This is a genomic window from Arthrobacter sp. ov118, assembly GCF_900116495.1.
Taxonomy (GTDB): Bacteria; Actinomycetota; Actinomycetes; order Actinomycetales; family Micrococcaceae; genus Arthrobacter.
Genome location: NZ_FPAY01000001.1, coordinates 407,257 through 422,700, shown reverse-complemented (window position 1 = coordinate 422,700; position 15,444 = coordinate 407,257). Strand labels below are relative to the sequence as shown.

The 15,444-nt window shown below is 68.9% G+C and carries 17 protein-coding genes; 10 read left to right on the top strand and 7 right to left on the bottom strand.

Features of this window, described 5'->3' with window-relative positions; genetic code table 11:
- Positions 1 to 61 precede the first annotated feature (61 nt).
- The 5 genes from BM372_RS01950 to BM372_RS01930 all read left to right on the top strand — a co-directional run bounded on the left by BM372_RS01950 (position 62) and on the right by BM372_RS01930 (position 5,139).
- Positions 62 to 1,768, top strand: a complete 1,707-nt coding sequence (locus BM372_RS01950) for a glycoside hydrolase family 13 protein (protein WP_090951066.1) — start codon at positions 62 to 64, stop codon at positions 1,766 to 1,768.
- Positions 1,765 to 2,754, top strand: a complete 990-nt coding sequence (locus tag BM372_RS01945) for an aldo/keto reductase (RefSeq protein ID WP_256213988.1) — start codon at positions 1,765 to 1,767, stop codon at positions 2,752 to 2,754. The genes BM372_RS01950 and BM372_RS01945 overlap by 4 nt, the downstream gene beginning before the upstream one ends.
- A 183-nt stretch (positions 2,755 to 2,937) precedes the next feature.
- Positions 2,938 to 3,804 (top strand): HpcH/HpaI aldolase/citrate lyase family protein, encoded by an 867-nt coding sequence (locus BM372_RS01940; protein WP_090951063.1) that lies wholly within the window; start codon positions 2,938 to 2,940, stop codon positions 3,802 to 3,804.
- A 37-nt stretch (positions 3,805 to 3,841) separates the two neighbouring features.
- Positions 3,842 to 4,786 (top strand): DUF2797 domain-containing protein, encoded by a 945-nt coding sequence (locus BM372_RS01935; protein ID WP_177235850.1) that lies wholly within the window; start codon positions 3,842 to 3,844, stop codon positions 4,784 to 4,786.
- Positions 4,787 to 4,914: 128 nt separating this feature from the next.
- The gene (locus BM372_RS01930; RefSeq protein ID WP_090951057.1) at positions 4,915 to 5,139 is read left to right on the top strand and encodes a DUF3188 domain-containing protein; all 225 of its coding nucleotides are present in this window, start codon (positions 4,915 to 4,917) and stop codon (positions 5,137 to 5,139) included.
- Here the strand turns inward: BM372_RS01930 and BM372_RS01925 are convergent.
- Together BM372_RS01925 and BM372_RS01920 are read right to left on the bottom strand one after the other, a co-directional pair.
- Positions 5,129 to 6,757, bottom strand: coding sequence for a SulP family inorganic anion transporter (locus BM372_RS01925; protein WP_256213987.1), 1,629 nt, complete (start codon positions 6,755 to 6,757; stop codon positions 5,129 to 5,131). The genes BM372_RS01930 and BM372_RS01925 overlap by 11 nt on opposite strands.
- A 65-nt stretch (positions 6,758 to 6,822) precedes the next feature.
- Positions 6,823 to 7,236 carry an ArsR/SmtB family transcription factor gene (locus tag BM372_RS01920; RefSeq protein WP_090951054.1) on the bottom strand — a complete coding sequence of 138 codons (414 nt, stop codon included), beginning with the start codon at positions 7,234 to 7,236 and terminating at the stop codon, positions 6,823 to 6,825.
- A 190-nt stretch (positions 7,237 to 7,426) separates the two neighbouring features.
- On the opposite strand from BM372_RS01920, the gene BM372_RS01915 reads away from it, so the two are divergent.
- Genes BM372_RS01915 through BM372_RS01900 form a run of 4 tightly spaced genes read left to right on the top strand, consistent with a single transcriptional unit; the run spans position 7,427 to position 10,787 of the window.
- On the top strand, positions 7,427 to 7,906 hold the full coding sequence (locus tag BM372_RS01915; protein ID WP_090951051.1) for an FAS1-like dehydratase domain-containing protein: 480 nt from the start codon (positions 7,427 to 7,429) through the stop codon (positions 7,904 to 7,906).
- A gap of 2 nt (positions 7,907 to 7,908) precedes the next feature.
- Positions 7,909 to 8,346: a MaoC family dehydratase gene (locus BM372_RS01910; protein ID WP_090951048.1), complete on the top strand. Its 438-nt coding sequence runs from the start codon at positions 7,909 to 7,911 to the stop codon at positions 8,344 to 8,346.
- Between the two features lie 29 nt (positions 8,347 to 8,375).
- Entirely contained in the window at positions 8,376 to 9,689 is a 1,314-nt protein-coding gene (locus tag BM372_RS01905) for an MFS transporter (protein WP_090951045.1), read from the top strand.
- A 27-nt stretch (positions 9,690 to 9,716) separates the two neighbouring features.
- Positions 9,717 to 10,787 carry a UDP-N-acetylmuramate dehydrogenase gene (locus BM372_RS01900; RefSeq protein ID WP_090951041.1) on the top strand — a complete coding sequence of 357 codons (1,071 nt, stop codon included), beginning with the start codon at positions 9,717 to 9,719 and terminating at the stop codon, positions 10,785 to 10,787.
- Between the two features lie 50 nt (positions 10,788 to 10,837).
- Here BM372_RS01900 and BM372_RS01895 read toward each other — a convergent pair whose 3' ends face one another.
- On the bottom strand, positions 10,838 to 11,344 hold the full coding sequence (locus BM372_RS01895; protein ID WP_256213985.1) for a hypothetical protein: 507 nt from the start codon (positions 11,342 to 11,344) through the stop codon (positions 10,838 to 10,840).
- A gap of 90 nt (positions 11,345 to 11,434) precedes the next feature.
- Between BM372_RS01895 and BM372_RS01890 the strand changes: the two genes are divergently transcribed.
- Positions 11,435 to 12,550 (top strand): winged helix DNA-binding domain-containing protein, encoded by a 1,116-nt coding sequence (locus tag BM372_RS01890; RefSeq protein ID WP_090951034.1) that lies wholly within the window; start codon positions 11,435 to 11,437, stop codon positions 12,548 to 12,550.
- 16 nt (positions 12,551 to 12,566) lie between these two features.
- Here BM372_RS01890 and asd read toward each other — a convergent pair whose 3' ends face one another.
- From asd to BM372_RS01870, 4 genes are all read right to left on the bottom strand, one after another.
- Positions 12,567 to 13,709, bottom strand: coding sequence for an aspartate-semialdehyde dehydrogenase (gene asd / locus BM372_RS01885; RefSeq protein WP_090951031.1), 1,143 nt, complete (start codon positions 13,707 to 13,709; stop codon positions 12,567 to 12,569).
- Between the two features lie 94 nt (positions 13,710 to 13,803).
- A complete protein-coding gene (locus BM372_RS01880) occupies positions 13,804 to 14,022 on the bottom strand; it encodes an NF038396 family protein (protein WP_090951028.1) in 219 nt (72 codons plus the stop codon).
- The gene (locus BM372_RS01875) at positions 14,022 to 14,615 is read right to left on the bottom strand and encodes a dihydrofolate reductase (protein WP_090951027.1); all 594 of its coding nucleotides are present in this window, start codon (positions 14,613 to 14,615) and stop codon (positions 14,022 to 14,024) included. The genes BM372_RS01880 and BM372_RS01875 overlap by 1 nt, the downstream gene beginning before the upstream one ends.
- Positions 14,612 to 15,415, bottom strand: a complete 804-nt coding sequence (locus BM372_RS01870) for a thymidylate synthase (RefSeq protein ID WP_090951024.1) — start codon at positions 15,413 to 15,415, stop codon at positions 14,612 to 14,614. Before BM372_RS01870 ends, BM372_RS01875 begins: the two co-directional genes overlap by 4 nt.
- Positions 15,416 to 15,444: the final 29 nt, after the last annotated feature.

The window sequence follows — 15,444 nt, the reverse complement described above, 5'->3', positions numbered from 1 at the left end:
ATAGATTTAGCTTGTATCTAAATTACCAGAAGCCCTCTCCCAGCCCCGAAGGATCATCCCCTTGTCCAACACCGCCACGCTGGCAACCCTGTCCGGTTCCGACCTCGCTGCCGACCCCAACTGGTGGCGCCAAGCCTCGGTATACCAGATCTACCCGCGGAGCTTTTCCGACTCCAACGGAGACGGCCTGGGCGACATCAAGGGCATCACCGCCAAGGTCCCGTACCTGAAACAGCTCGGCATTGACGCCGTCTGGCTCTCCCCGTTCTACCCCTCGGCGCTGGCCGACGGCGGCTACGACGTCGATGACTACCGCGACGTCGACCCCAAGCTCGGCACCCTGGAAGACTTCGACGAAATGTCCGCCGCGCTGCACGCCGCGGGCATCAAGCTCATCGCGGACATCGTCCCCAACCACTCCTCCAACCGGCACGAATGGTTCCGGGAAGCATTGGCCTCCCCGCGCGGGTCCGCCGCCCGAGACCGCTACATCTTCCGCGACGGCCAGGGCGAGAACGGCGAGATCCCGCCGTCGGACTGGGAATCCGTGTTCGGCGGCCCCGCCTGGGAGCGCATCACCGAGCCCGACGGCACGCCGGGCCAGTGGTACATGCACATCTTCGCCAAAGAGCAGCCGGACCTGAACTGGGCCAACCGCGAGATCCGCGACGACTTCCTGAAGACCCTCCGCTTCTGGTCCGACCGCGGCGTGGACGGCTTCCGGGTGGACGTGGCGCACGCCCTGACCAAGGACCTCACCGAACCCCTCATCTCCAAGGTGGAGCTGAGCGCCGCCAACACGGGAACGGACGGCTTCACGGACGGGTCGCACCCGTTCTGGGACCGTGATGAAGTCCACGAGGTCTACGCCGAATGGCGTGAGGTGTTCAACGAGTACAACCCGCCGCGCACCGCCGTCGCCGAGGCCTGGGTGCACGCCACCCGCCGCGCCCGTTACGCCAGCCCGGAGGGCCTGGGCCAGGCCTTCAACTTCGACCTCCTGCAGGCCGACTTCGACGCCGCCGAGTTCCGCGAAATCATCACCCGGAACCTCGCCGAGGCGACCGAATCCGGTGCGTCCTCCACGTGGGTCTTCTCCAACCACGACGTCGTCCGCCACGCCACCCGCTACGGGCTGCCCAGGGGCGGCGGCAAGCACGCCCAGGGCCAGGACGGCAAGGGCTGGCTGCTGGCCGGCGCCCCCGCCGAGGAGCTCGACGTCGAACTCGGCCTGCGTCGCGCACGCGCGGCCACCTTGCTGATGCTGGCCCTGCCGGGCTCGGCCTACCTGTACCAGGGCGAGGAACTGGGCCTGCAGGAAGTCACCGAGATCCCCGACGCCGAGCGCCAGGACCCCACCTTTTTCCGGAACAAGGGCGTGGAGATCGGCCGCGACGGCTGCCGCGTCCCGCTGCCCTGGGCCCCGGAGGGCTCCTCGTTTGGCTTCGGCGACGGCGGCGCACACCTGCCGCAGCCGGACTGGTTCGGCCGCTACGCCGTGGCAGCCCAGGACGGCGTGGAAGGCTCCACCCTGGAGTTGTACCGCAAGGCCCTGAAGCTCCGCCGCGAACTGCAGACCTCCGAGGAACTTCAATGGCAGGAATCCGGCAGGGCCGACGTCCTGCAGTTCACCCGCCCCGGCAACTGGCAGACGGTCACCAACTTCGGTGACGCCCCGGTTGAGCTGCCCGCCGGCGAGGTGCTGGTCAGCAGCGGCCCGCTGGACGGCGGACTGCTGCCGGCGAACACGACCGTCTGGCTGCGTTGAGCCCCACAGCGCAGGATCGCTCCGGCACCCCGGTGGCAAGCTCCGGCCAGGAGCTGATCTATGGCTGCATGGGCCTGGGCGGAAGCTGGTCCGCGGAGCCATACTCGTCCGTGCATGTGGACGAGGCGGCCGCCGCTCTCGAGGCTGCCCTGGACGCGGGCATCACCCTGTTCGACCACGCGGACATTTACCGCAGCGGCAAGTCCGAAGCCGTCTTCGGCGAAGTCCTTGCCTCCACGCCGGGGCTGCGGGAGAAGATCCGGCTGCAGACCAAGTGCGGCATCCGGCTGGGCGAGCAGGGACTCCAGACGCACTACGACCTGAGCCGCGACGGCATCTTCGAACGGGTCAACGGCAGCCTGAAGCGGCTGAAGACCGACTACGTCGATGTCCTCCTGCTGCACCGCCCCGACCCCTTGGCGGACCCCGCGGAGGTGGCGTCCGCCGTCGGGCAGCTGATGCGGGAAGGCAAAGTGCGGCAGGTTGGTGTGTCCAACATGTCCGGCCCGCAGATCGAGGCGCTGCAGGACCACCTGGAAACCCCGGTGGTTGCCAACCAGCTGGAAATGAGCCTGCTGAAACGGGCCTGGCTGGAAAGCACCGTGCTGGTCAACCATGCGGAGGGGCTGGACCACAGCTTCCCGCACGGCACCGTGGAGTTCTGCGGCCAGCACGGGATCACCCTGCAGGCGTACGGGGCGCTGGCCCGGGGCCACTACAGCGGAGCCCCGCCGGAAAGCCCGACGCCGGCCGAGGCCGCCACGGCAGTGCTCGTGGCCGAGATGGCGGCGGCGAGGGGAACCACCGTCGAGGCCGTCCTCCTCGGATGGCTGATGCGGCACCCGGCCCGGATTGCGCCCGTGATCGGTTCGGCGAACCCGGACCGGATCCGGGCCTGCGCCGGGGCGGCCCGGGTGGCGGCCGAGATGACCCGCGCCCAGTGGTACAGGCTCTGGGTCACCGCTCGGGGCAGTAACATTCCCTGACCCCCCAGACCCAACTGGGTCGCAGCAGGGGCCGTTCTGAGCGCTCAGAACGTCCCTGACTGCGACGCAGTTGGGACGGGGCGGGCCCCTTGCCGGATTTTGGTCGTATTGTTCCCCGTATTGTTCGCCGGGCAGACGGCTGCTGCTTAGCGTTTGGGCGCTCCGGGCGGATACGGTAGAGGTATGACCTCTATCTCCGCCGCCGTCGAGACTGTCCGGCCCGAACGTAACATCCCCGCCGAAATCGCCCGTTCGTGGCTTTTGGTCAATGCAATGAAGCCCGAGCTTTTTGACGTCTCTGCTGTATCGCGCGCGGACTCAATCATCCTGGACATCGAGGACGCCGTAGACCCCTCGCAGAAGGACGCGGCCCGCGACAACGTCGTGAACTGGCTGACCTCCGGCGGCCAGGCCTGGGTCCGGATCAACGACGCCACCAGCCCCTTCTGGGCCGACGACCTCGCCGGGCTGCGCGGCACCCCCGGACTGCTCGGCGTCATGCTGGCCAAGACCGAATCCGCCGACCAGGTCACGGAGAGCTTCCACCGGATGGACGGCAAGACGCCGGTCATCCCCCTCGTGGAGTCCGCCGTCGGCATCGAGGAAGCCAACAACATCGCCAAGGCCCAGGGCGCTTTCCGCTTGGCCTTCGGCTCCGGTGACTTCCGCCGCGACACCGGCATGGCCGCCACCGCCGAGGCCATGGCCTACCCGCGCGCCAAGCTCGTGGTGGCCAGCCGCGTCGGCAACCTGCCGGGCCCCATCGACGGCCCCACCGTGGGAACCAGCCACCCGATCCTGCGCGAACAGACCGGCATCACCGTGATGATGGGCATGACCGGCAAACTCTGCCTGGCGATCGACCAGACCCCGGTCATCAACGAAGTCATCAGCCCCACCCCGTCCGACGTCGCCTGGGCCACGGACTTCATGGCCGACTTCGAAGCCAACGGCCGCGTGATCCGCGACGGCTCGGACCTGCCCCGTTTGGGCCGGGCCGAGAAGATCATGAAGCTCGCGGTAGCCTTCGGGGTGCAGCCGGCCCTGTAGCCGCCGCGCCACCGCCGCCCCCACGTCAGGAGACCCCGTGACCGATACGCGCTATCTGGTTCACGGGGTCTTTTGGGATGGTCCGGGACCCGGGCCCTCCGCAGCGTCCCGCGGCAGGCCTCCGGCGATGCGCCTGCAGGACCCTGACGGCGCCGTCACCGCACTGACGCTCGACGCCGGCACCCGCCTTGGTTTCCGGCTCGCCGCCGCGGGGAAACACTGCCTTGGGCGCCATTTGGTGCACGGACCCGCGGACAGGGACCACGTCCTGTGCCCCGACCGGGCTGCCGCCGCCAAGGGCAGCCAGTGCGAGCGGTGCTTCGTGCTGGATGACTCCCGGCTGATCCACGACTTCCACCGCGGCGGCCGGGTCCCGCCTGGCCTTCGCGCGTACCTGATGCAGCCGCACTGGCTCTACGTCGCCACGTTCGCCAACGGGGCCAGCAAGGTCGGCACCGCGTCCCACCCGCGCAAATGGAACCGGCTCGCCGAGCAGGGCGCCGTCGTCGCCCGGTACATTGCCCGTGCCGAGGACGGCCGCGTGGTCCGCCTCCTTGAGGACATGATCACGCGCGACGCCGGGCTGCCGCAGCAGGTCCGCGCCGCCGCCAAAGCCGCTGCACTCGTCGCCCCGGCAGCCGCCGTCGACCTCGACGCCGTGAACGGACGGCTGGCGGGGGAGGCCCGGAGCGTGCTCGCCGGTGCCGGCGGGGAGGGTTTCGCGGTGGTGGATGAGCGGTGGGTCCGGCCGGAGCTCTCGGCGAAGGCCTGCGCCCCGGCCGCCCGGCATGCCTATCCGCACGACCTGGGGGCCGGAGCGCACGGGTTCCGGATCGACTCGCTGAGCGGCAGCATTGCGCTCGCGGCGCTGGATGGCAGCGGACTGGAATTCGTGGTGAACCTGGGGCAGCTCAAGGCACGGGTGATCGAACTCGGTGACCACGGCTCGGACGTCCCGGCCGTGCAGGAATCCCTGTTCTGACGCTGGAAATGCCCCGTGACGCGCAAATTACCGGACGCGCCCGTATACCGGCGTCGCCAGGAGATTTGAGTGTCGCCAGGAATTTAGCGGCTCGCGGCGTTGTCCGCCCGCCCCGGTAGACTGGCACGGTGCTGAATGAATTCTGGGCCACCGCGTCAACCGCCTACAAGATGCTCGTCTTCGGCGCCATGGGCCTGATCGCCCTAGGCATCATCCTCAGCGTGGTGGGCAACAGCACGGGCAATCAGGCCTTGGCCCTCGCCTCACTGGCAGTGATCGGGCTGGGCCTGATCCTGCACATTGCCGGGCTTGTGGTCCGCGGCCAGGCGATCCGGAAAAACCTCAAGCGCTAGCGGCCGCGTTCCGCACCACGTGGCTCCGGGCATGCTCCACGGCGTCCGGGAGGGATGTGAACAGGTGCTTGTGATGCCGCAATGACCGGATGACCCCCACATTGGTCACGAGCTCCAGATGCTGCGGCTGGACCCCCTTCAGCAGGACCGTGACCCCTCGCAGCTCCAGCGCGGAGACCACCTCAACGAGCATGTGGGCGCCGGTGGCGTCCAGCATCCGCAACTGGGACAGCCGGATAACGGCCACCTGAATGTCCCTGACCTGGCTGATCTCCTGCAGGACCCGCTCCGCGGCGCCGAAGAACATGGCCCCGTCCAGCCGGAAGATTGCGATGTGCTCGTCACCCGGAACCGGCGGCCCCGGGATGTCTTCGCGCCGTACCCCGCTCAGGGAAGCGAACGTCCGCAGCGTGAACACGGCTGCCGCGGCGAGTCCGATCTGGATGGCCACAATGAGATCGAAGGCGACGGTAATGAAGGCTGTGATCACGAACACCGCGGCGTCGGCCCGGGTAGAGCGCAGGATCGCCGTCACGGTGTGCCGCGAGACCATGCGGGCCGCCGTGACCATGAGGATGCCGGCCAGCGCCGCCAGCGGGATCCTGCCGACGAGCCCCGCCGCCAGGTAGATGGTGGCCAGCAGCACCAGGGCGTGCACCACCGCGGAGAGCCGGGTCTTGGCCCCGGAACGGACGTTCACGGCGGTTCGGGCGATCGCGCCGGTGGCGGGCATGCCGCCGAAGAATCCGGCAGCGATCGAGGCCAGTCCCTGGCCGGTGAGCTCCCGGTCCGGGCTGTATGCGCCGGACGGACGGCCGTCAGGGCCGACCATGCCGGCGGCCACCCGGGCCGAGAGCAGGGATTCGATGGCGGCGAGCGTCGCGATGGACACGGCAGGCATCAGCAGACCGCCCAGCGCGGCCGGATCGACCGAAGGCATCGAAGGCGCGGGCAGGGAATGTGGAAGCGCGCCGATCCGAGGTATGTCCAGCGCCAGCATCTCCGACGCCGCGGTGGTGAGCAACACCGCAATCAGGCTTGCAGGCAGGGACTTGTTGAGCTTGGGCAGCAGGTACATCACGGCCGCGACACCCGCCACCACGGCGAGTGTCTGCAGCACAGTGGGCATGGTTGCCTGTGACGCGCTTTCGACGGCGGCCAGGAGGGTGTTGTGGCCCGGCGTTCCCTCGGTGCCCGTGGCCAGCGGAACCTGCTGGAGGAAAATGATGGAGGCGATGCCCAGCGTGAAACCCTCCACGACCGGCCACGGGATGAACGCGACGGCCCGGCCCAGCCCGCTGGCTCCCAGGATCATGACGAGCAGTCCGGCCAGTACAGAGACCAGGGCAATGCTGCCGACGCCGTGGGCGGCGACCACCGGGGCCAGGACCACCACCATGGCGCCGGTCGGGCCGGAGACCTGGACGTTGGATCCGCCCATGACGGCGGCGACAAGCCCTGCCACCACCGCGGTGATGAGTCCGGCCTCCGCCCCGACGCCGGAACTCACCCCGAAGGCCAGTGCCAGGGGGAGCGCCACAATGCCCACCGTCATGCCCGCGAACAGGTCCGTCTTCCAGGCAGACCTCAAGAGCTCGTAGTCGCGGCGGGACGGCACAAACCGGGCTAGGCGTCTGCGGAGCGTGTCAGGTATCCCGGCCGGACTGGATGCCGGATCCGCGCTCACGGCGCCGTGTTGTCAAGGTGGGCCGTGCTGTCGACGCCGCCTGCACGGTGGAGGTGGCCGGCCGGCAGCTCCTGCGCTATCCGGAGCTGTTCGCTGGAACCGGCCAGGGTGTCCAGCAGGAAGACCCGGGCGATCGCGAGCAGCTCCTTGATCTTGGGATGGGCCAGCCGGTAAGTCACCACATTCGCGGTCCGGACCGACGTCACCACACCGTGCCGGCGCAGCGTCCCCAGATGCTGGGATAGATGCGAGGGCTCCAGGCCCGTCTCGGCGAGCAGGTAACTGACCGGCGCTGCCGTATCCGGTGCTGCCGCCAGGAGCTCGAGGATACGGATCCGGGCCGGGTGGGCCAGGGCCTTGAACAGATTGGCTTTGATTTCGTACAGGGGGGTCTGCGCGGCGGAGATCATGGCAGGAGGAGGACACTTTCTCGCATCCATTCGCGGCGCTGTCCGGCCGGACAGGGCTGCTTCACGGATTGATGGATTGATGTTTTCATCATATCGCTGGCGTCAATACCCGTCCCGTCATGCCTGCGCGGGCCCCGCGCCAACCTGTCACGAAGCCGGGCGGCCCCGGACGTGGCGATAGGGTGGAACCATGACTATCAATCCGGATCTGCAGGGGCGCAGCTACCCTGCCGCAGAGGTGTATGACGTCGGCCGCGAGAAGATCCGCGAGTTCGCGCGCGCGGTCCAGGCCACCCACCCCGCACACTTTGACGTCACCGCCGCCCGCGCCCTGGGACACCGCGACCTAGTCGCGCCGCCGACCTTCGCCATCATCGTGGCCCAGCGCGCCGACGCGCAGCTGATCGAGGATCCGGCATCCGGCATCGACTTCTCCCGCGTGGTCCACGCCGACCAGCGGTTCAGCCACCACCGCCCCATCGTCGCCGGGGACCGGCTGGTCGCTGAACTGCACGTCGACGGCGTCCGCGCCATGGGCGGCGGGGCCATGATCACCACCCGCTCCGAAATCTTCGCGCTTGCCCCCGGCGATGCCACTGATGCCGCCGGCGCCCGCGAGCCCGTCGCCACCACCACCTCGTCCATCCTGGTCCGCGGAGAGGGACAGTAGTCATGAGCATCAACATCGCAGAACTCACGGTCGGCCAGGACATCGGCAGCCGCAGCATCGCCGTCACGCGCGCCGACCTCGTCAAGTACGCCGGCGCCTCCGGCGACTTCAACCCGATCCACTGGAACGAAGCCTTCGCCTCAGGCGTGGGCCTGCCGGGCGTAATCGCCCACGGCATGTTCACCATGGGCGCCGCCGTCCAGCTCGTGACCGACTGGGCGGGCGACCCGGCCGCCGTCGTCGACTTCCAGACCCGCTTCACCAAGCCGGTCCCCGTCGCCGACACCACAGGCACGCCCGACGCCGGTGCCGTGATCGAGGTCCGCGGCGCCGTCGGGGCGCTCGACGCCGACGCCGGCACCGCCCGCATCGACCTCACGGTCGCCGCTGCCGGGCAAAAAGTCCTCGTCAAGGCCCAGGCCCTCGTTAGGCTGGCCTAGCCCGTGGCGCAGCAATTCAACGAACCGCAGTGACCAACGCTGTCTTCGCCCCCGCCGCCGAGATCACACGCTGGCGGAACTCGGTGGTGGTGGCCTACGGGGCCAGCGGAATCGCGTTCTCCACGTGGGTGTCCCGGCTGCCGGCCATCCGTGACGGCCTGGACCTGACGCCCGGCACGGTCGGGCTGCTCCTGCTCTGCATGACGGCGGGGTCCTTCCTGTCGGTGTCCGCCTCGGGCCTGATCGTGCTTCGGCTCGGCTCCAAGCGCACCATCCAGATCGGCAGCATCATGGTCGGGCTCGGACTCCTGCTGGCAGGCTTCGGCACGTCCGTGCTGGCCAGCCCGGTGGCGGTCGCCGCAGGACTGGCCGTCATCGGGCTGGGCACCGCGAGCTGGAACACCGCGTCTAATGTCGAAGGCGCCGCGGTGGAACGTGCCGTCCGGCGGCACATCATGCCCCGGCTGCACGGTTCCTTCAGCCTGGGCACCGTGGCAGGAGCCGGGCTGGGTGCCTGGGCCGCCGGTGCCGGGGTCCCGGTCTTTTGGCACTTGGCGGCCAGCGGACTCGTGGTGGCCGGTTCGGTGGCGACGGCCGCCGCCTGGTTCCGTGCCGACATCACCCCGGTCCAGGGGGAACGCCCTTTCACGGCCTCCGGGACGGACACCTTCGAGGACCCCTCCACCGGGCCCATCCCGATCGTCCGGCAGACGGACGCGGTCCCTGAGCAGCCGCTGGACAGCAAACGCCAGATTGCGCTGGCCTGGCGTGACCGGCGGACCCTGCTTCTGGGCGTGCTGGTGCTCGGGCTTGCTCTCGCCGAAGGGGCGGCCGGTGACTGGGTGGCCCTGGCGTTGGCGGACGGCCACGGACAGACGGACGCCGCCGGAGCGGCCGGCTACGGCCTGTTCGTCACGTTCATGACCGTTGGCCGTTTCGCTGGCACCGTGGTCCTGGACCGTTTCGGCCGCGTCCCGGTGATGCGCTGGTGCGCGGCACTGGCGGTCCTGGGCCTCGGATTGTTCGTCTTCGCCCCGGTTCCGTGGCTGGCCTACGTCGCCCTGGCCATCTGGGGACTTGGCGCCTCGCTGGGTTTCCCGGTGGGCATGTCCGCCGCAGCCGACGATCCCGTCAGGGCCGCTGCCCGGGTGTCCGTGGTGTCCACGATCGGCTACGGGGCGTTCCTCTGCGGTCCGCCGCTGCTGGGCCTGCTGGCGGAACACGTGGGCATCCTGCACTCGCTGCTCGCCGTCATGGTGATGCTCGTCGCCAGCTTCCTGCTCTCCCCGGTGGCGCGCAAACTCCCCGCGGCTGCTCGGTCCGTGGGGGCCGGTATCAGGTGAGGGCCTGATCCCGGCTAGGCTGGTCAGGTGACCCAGATTCTGCTCTCCGCCCTGACCACCTCCGCTGTCGGCGGCCCCGCCGGCAGCTACCTCGAGGCCCGGAGCGAGGCCGAAATCATCGACGCCGTGCGCACGGCGGATGCTGCCGGCCAGCCCCTTCTGATCATCGGCGGCGGTTCCAACCTGCTGGTGTCCGACGACGGTTTCCCCGGCACGGTGCTGAAGATCGCATCGGAGGGCTTTACGGTCAATGCCGAGGACTCCTGCGGCGGCGTGGCCGTGGTGGTGCAGGCCGGGCACAACTGGGACGCGTTCGTTGACCACGCCGTGAAGCATGCCTGGTCCGGCGTCGAGGCGCTCTCCGGGATCCCCGGCGCCACGGGTGCCACCCCGGTGCAGAACGTCGGAGCCTACGGGGCGGACGTCTCGCAGACAATCGCCGCCGTGCGCACCTGGGACCGGGAACGCAACGCGGTGAAGACCTTCACGAACTCCGAACTCAAGTTCGGCTACCGGGACTCCGTCCTGAAGCGGTCCACCGTCAACGGCTCGCCGCGCTATGTGGTGCTCACCGTGGAATTCCAGCTCCCGCTCGGCCGAATGAGCGCCCCGATCCGCTACGCCGAGCTCGCCCGGGCGCTCGGCGTCGAACAGGGCAAGCGGGCCTACGCCAACGACGTCCGCCGCGAAGTGCTGCGGCTCCGGGCGTCCAAGGGCATGGTCTGGGACGCGGCGGACCGCGACACGTACTCCACGGGCTCCTTCTTCACGAACCCAATCGTGCCCGAAGACGTCGCGGCCCTGCTGCCGACGGAGGCCCCGCGCTATCCCGGCGGCGCGGACGGGCTGACCAAGCTCTCCGCGGCGTGGCTGATCGACCAGGCCGGGTTCGCCAAGGGCTTCGGCCTGGAACCGGACAGTGTCTCGGGCGGCCGGGCATCACTTTCCACCAAGCACACGCTCGCCATCACCAACCGGGGCGGGGCGAGCACGGCGGACATGCTGGCCGTTGCCCGCGAGGTGCGGCACGGCGTCGTCGAGCGTTTCGGGATCGAACTGCACCCGGAGCCGCTGCTGATCGGCGTCGCGCTCTCCTAGCGCGAAGGCCGGCCGCTCCGAGCGCGACGCCCGTTAGCCGGAAGCCGCGCCTACCGGTCCACCCGGCGGGGGACCACTTTGCTGAAGATCATGAACGTGAAACCGGAGGCTGTGGCGCCGAGCAGGAAGACCTGGCAGAACGCCACGGACTGCACGCTGGGCCCGCTCTGCAGCACCAGCCCGGCGCACGCGAACGCCACGGCGCCGGCGAGCAAGGCCAGCGCGCCGAGCAGGAAAGCCTGGACGGTGGCCGGAAATTCGGCGGCAGAGTCCAGCGGGAACTCCTGGCCCCGCGGCGCCAGGCCACCGGCGCTGACGCCTTCCGGGACCCGGGCGCGGGGCTGCAGGGCGGCCGCCATGACGAAACTTCCCACGGACACGGCCATGGACATTCCGGCCACCAGCTGCAGCGTACTCATCATGGGCGAAAGCCGGGTTCCGCTGGCAATGGCGACGGCGAGCCCGGCAGCCATGCCGGCGGCGCTGGAGGCCCAGCCCAGCAGGGCCAGCTTCCGGCACAGGGGCCGCAGCAGCGGCCACACCTCACTCATAGTCATGCATCAAGGGTAAAGAGGCCCGCTGGACGGCGGCTGGGAACTGCCGGGCAACAGCCCGGCAGCTGGCAGCCGGCGCCCTACCATTAGTCCATGGCAGAAGTGAGGGGCGCCCGGCTCAGCCCCGGAGTCATCGGCAGGCTGCGGCTCACCGCGCAGGGCCTGCTCGGACCGGGGTTTCGGACGGTCCCGGAAGCCGTGCGCTGGATGACGGCGATGCAGGCCCAGGACCTGCAGGCCGTTCTCTGGGCCGTGGGCCAGCGTGTGCCCGGTTCCCGCATCGACGACGTCCGCGGCGCCCTCGACCGCGGCGAAATAGTCCGTTCCTGGCCGATGCGCGGCACCTTGCACGTGCTCGCTCCCGAGGACTTGAAATGGATGCTGGCCATTACCTCTGACCGGCTGATCCGGGGCATGGCCGGGCGTCACCGGGAGCTGGGCATCACTGACGCGGACGCGGACGCCGCGGCGGGGGCGGCGCTGCGGCTGGTTTCCGGGGGAGGAGCCAGTCGGGCGGAGCTGTTCGAAGCATTCGAGCGGGCGGGACAGTCCACGGCAGGCCAGCGCGGCATTCATCTGCTGGGAATCCTGTGCCAGCGGGGCCTGCTGGTGCAGGGCCCGCTGGCAGGCAACCAGCAGCTGGTGGTGGCCTTCGGCGACTGGATCACCGCCTCGCGGACCCTGGCCCGCGCTGACGGCATCGCCGAGTGGCTGCTGCGCTACCTGCGCAGCCACGGCCCCGCCACGGAACGCGATTTTGCCTGGTGGTCAGGCATTCCCCTCACGGAGGTCCGCGCGGCCCTGGCCCAGGTGCAGGACCGGCTGGTGCGGCTGGAGTTCGCGGGGACAAGCTACTGGCTATCTCCCGAAACTGCGGCGCTGCTCGACGACGGCGTCCCGGGACAGCGCACGGTGCTGGCGCTGCCGGGGTTCGATGAATTCCTGCTGGGCTACGCGGACCGGTCCCTCGTGCTGCCTCCGGTGCACGCCGGCAAGGTGGTCCCCGGCGGCAACGGCGTGTTCAAGAAGACCATAGTGGCCGGCGGCGGCGTGATCGGCACCTGGGCGGGAGCGCCGGGCGGCCGTGGCGCCCGCAGCGGCGTCGGCGTCGCGCCGGAACCGTTCGATGCCTTTAACGGGCTGCGGCCTGCCGCTCAAAAGTCCTTTGAGTTGCAGGCCGCGAAGTACCGCAGATTCCTTGGTGCCTGAAGAGGCGGTTGCTTCCCTAGAGGTTCCCGGTGGCGATGCGGAGCATGCGCCGCAGCGGCTCGGCAGCGCCCCACAGCAGCTGGTCGCCGACGGTGAACGCGCTGATGTACTGCGGGCCCATCTCCAGCTTGCGGATCCGGCCCACCGGGATGTCCAGGGTGCCGGACGCCGCCACCGGGGTGAGCTCCGCCATCGAGGCTTCCTTGGTGTTGGGCACCACGCGGGCCCACTCGTTGTCCGTGTCCAGGAGCTTCTCGATCTCGCCCACGGAGAGGTCCTCGCGCAGCTTCAGCGTGAGGGCCTGGGAGTGCGAGCGCATCGCGCCGATCCGGACGCACAGCCCGTCCATGATGACGCGGTCCTCGGAGGAGGTGCCAAGGATCTTGTTCGTCTCTACCCCGGCCTTCCATTCCTCTTTGGACTGGCCGTTGCCGAGGTCCGCATCGATCCAGGGGATCAGCGAACCGGCCAGCGGGACGCCGAACTGCGTCGCGTCGATTTCGGTGCGCTGGTGCGCCAGGACCTTCCGGTCAATCTCCAGGATGGCCGACGCCGGGTCGCTCAGTTCGCTGCTGACTTCGGCGTTGAGCGTGCCGAACTGGTTCAGCAGTTCACGCATGTGGCGTGCCCCGCCGCCGGATGCGGCCTGGTAGGTCATGGATGTGCCCCACTCGACCAGGTTGTTCTTGAACAATCCGCCCAGGCCCATCAGCATGCAGGAGACGGTGCAGTTGCCGCCGATGTAGTCCTTCACCCCGCCGGAAAGGCCGGCGTCGATGACGTCCCGGTTGATGGGGTCCAGCACGATGATGGAGTCATCATTCATGCGCAGGGTGGAGGCGGCATCGATCCAGAGGCCGTCCCAGCCGCGGCTGCGCAGCTCGCCGTGCACCTGCTTGGTGTAGTCGCCGCCCTGGGCGGTGACAATAATGGGCAGCTTCGCCAGCGTTTCGAGGTCAAAGGCGTCCTCGAGCTTGCCGGCGGCGCCGGCGGCGGCACCGGCAATGGCCGGGGCAGCGCCGCCCACGTTCGAGGTGGAGAAGAAGACCGGGTTGATGTTGGCGAAGTCGCCCTCATCCTGCATGCGCTGCATCAGGACGGAACCGACCATGCCGCGCCAACCGACCAGGCCGACGGACGGGGTAGCTGCTGTAGTCATGGGCCCAGTTTAGACAACACCTGCGTCAGGGCGCAGTCGATTACGTCACGCCTGCTGTTTCGCGACGCGCGCTGTTCGCGGGCGCGGCTGGCCGCTACTCGGCGCGCGGCTCCTCGAGCAGCGCCGCTTTGCGCCGGCGCAGCGCGAAGACTGCCCCGAAGGTGAAGACCTGTGTCACGACCACCAGCACAATCGCGCCGAGGATCTTGTTGCCGCCCAGGATCATGGTCAACCCCACGATGGCCGAGAGCAGCGCGAGCAGGGGCAGGAGCATGTAGCCCAGGACAAATAGTGTCTCGGGTTTCCTCAGCATTATTTGGTCTCCGTCCGGCGCCACAGTGTGAACCGGTACCGCGTTCCGCTGGCGGACGTGAGCCAGCCGGTGGCCGGCTCACTGGCCGCCAGCTTCCATTCGTAGGTGAGTTCGGGCGCGTAGGTGTCGCCTTCGGTCGCGGAATCGATGAACGTCACCACCGCGACGTCGGCGACGTCCACGGTCTGGGCAAAGATTTCCCCGCCGCCCAGCACCCACACCGTCTCGTGGCCGGGAGCGAACTGGGACTCCAGCAGCGCGTCGTCGAGCGACTTCACCGCCAGGGCGCCCTCCGCCTCGGCGGTCTGACCCCAGCCTTCCTGCCGGGTGACCACAATGTTGGTGCGGCCCGGCAGCGGACGGTACTTGTCCGGGAAGGAAAGCCAGGTCTTGCGGCCCATGATCACCGGATGCCCGCTGGTCAGCCGGGTGAAGTGCGCCATGTCCTCGGGAAGGTGCCACGGCATGTCGCCGTCCTTGCCGATCACGCCGTCCGTGGTCTGGGCCCAGACGAGCCCCAGACCGGTAGTGGACGCTCGGAGTTGCTCAGTGAAGTCGCCGGGCTGCGGGCCCGGGGTGCTGTCGTTGCTCATACGGCTATCGGGGCCTTAATCGTCGGGTGGTGCTGGTATCCGACCACTTCGAAGTCCTCGAGGGTGTAGTCGAAGATGGAGTCCGGTTTGCGGGTGATTTTCAGCTGGGGGTAGTCATAGGGCTCGCGGGCGAGCTGCTTGAGGACCTGGTCCATGTGGTTGTCATAGATGTGGACATCCCCGCCGGTCCAGACGAATTCGCCCGGTTCCAGGCCGGTCTGCTGGGCCAGCATGCAGGTCAGCAGCGCGTAGGAGGCGATGTTGAACGGCACGCCCAGGAACGTGTCCGCGGAGCGCTGGTACAGCTGGCACGAGAGCTTGCCGTCCGCCACGTAGAACTGGAAAAACGCGTGGCAAGGGGGCAGGGCCATGTCCTTGAGTTCGGACACGTTCCACGCCGAGACGATGTGCCGGCGGGAGTCCGGGTTGGACTTGAGGTTCTCCACGAGTTCGGCGATCTGGTCGATGTGGCCGCCGTCGGGCGTGGGCCAGGAGCGCCATTGGACCCCGTACACGGGACCGAGTTCGCCGTCGGCGTCGGCCCACTCGTTCCAGATCGTCACGCCCTGGTCCTGCATCCATTTGACGTTGGTGTCGCCGCGCAGGAACCACAGCAGCTCCACGGCCACGGACTTAAAGTGGACCCGTTTGGTGGTGATGAGCGGAAAGTTCTTGCTCAGGTCAAAGCGCAGTTGGCGGCCAAATACGCTCAGCGTGCCGGTGCCGGTCCGGTCCGATTTATGCGTGCCGTGCTCGAGGACGTCACGCAGCAGGTCTTCATAGGGCGTAGGAATGCTCACGGTTCCAGTCTACTGAGAACTGCCCGGGC

Excerpts from the sequence above, each read along its gene's own strand:
- BM372_RS01920 (WP_090951054.1), bottom strand. The coding sequence starts at position 7,236 with ATGATCTCCGCCGCGCAGACCCCCCTGTACGAAATCAAAGCCAATCTG.
- BM372_RS01915 (WP_090951051.1), top strand. The coding sequence starts at position 7,427 with ATGACTATCAATCCGGATCTGCAGGGGCGCAGCTACCCTGCCGCAGAG.
- asd (WP_090951031.1), bottom strand. The coding sequence starts at position 13,709 with ATGACTACAGCAGCTACCCCGTCCGTCGGCCTGGTCGGTTGGCGCGGC.
- BM372_RS01940 (WP_090951063.1), top strand. The coding sequence starts at position 2,938 with ATGACCTCTATCTCCGCCGCCGTCGAGACTGTCCGGCCCGAACGTAAC.
- BM372_RS01910 (WP_090951048.1), top strand. The coding sequence starts at position 7,909 with ATGAGCATCAACATCGCAGAACTCACGGTCGGCCAGGACATCGGCAGC.
- BM372_RS01895 (WP_256213985.1), bottom strand. The coding sequence starts at position 11,344 with ATGACTATGAGTGAGGTGTGGCCGCTGCTGCGGCCCCTGTGCCGGAAG.
- BM372_RS01880 (WP_090951028.1), bottom strand. The coding sequence starts at position 14,022 with ATGCTGAGGAAACCCGAGACACTATTTGTCCTGGGCTACATGCTCCTG.
- BM372_RS01890 (WP_090951034.1), top strand. The coding sequence starts at position 11,435 with ATGGCAGAAGTGAGGGGCGCCCGGCTCAGCCCCGGAGTCATCGGCAGG.
- BM372_RS01875 (WP_090951027.1), bottom strand. The coding sequence starts at position 14,615 with ATGAGCAACGACAGCACCCCGGGCCCGCAGCCCGGCGACTTCACTGAG.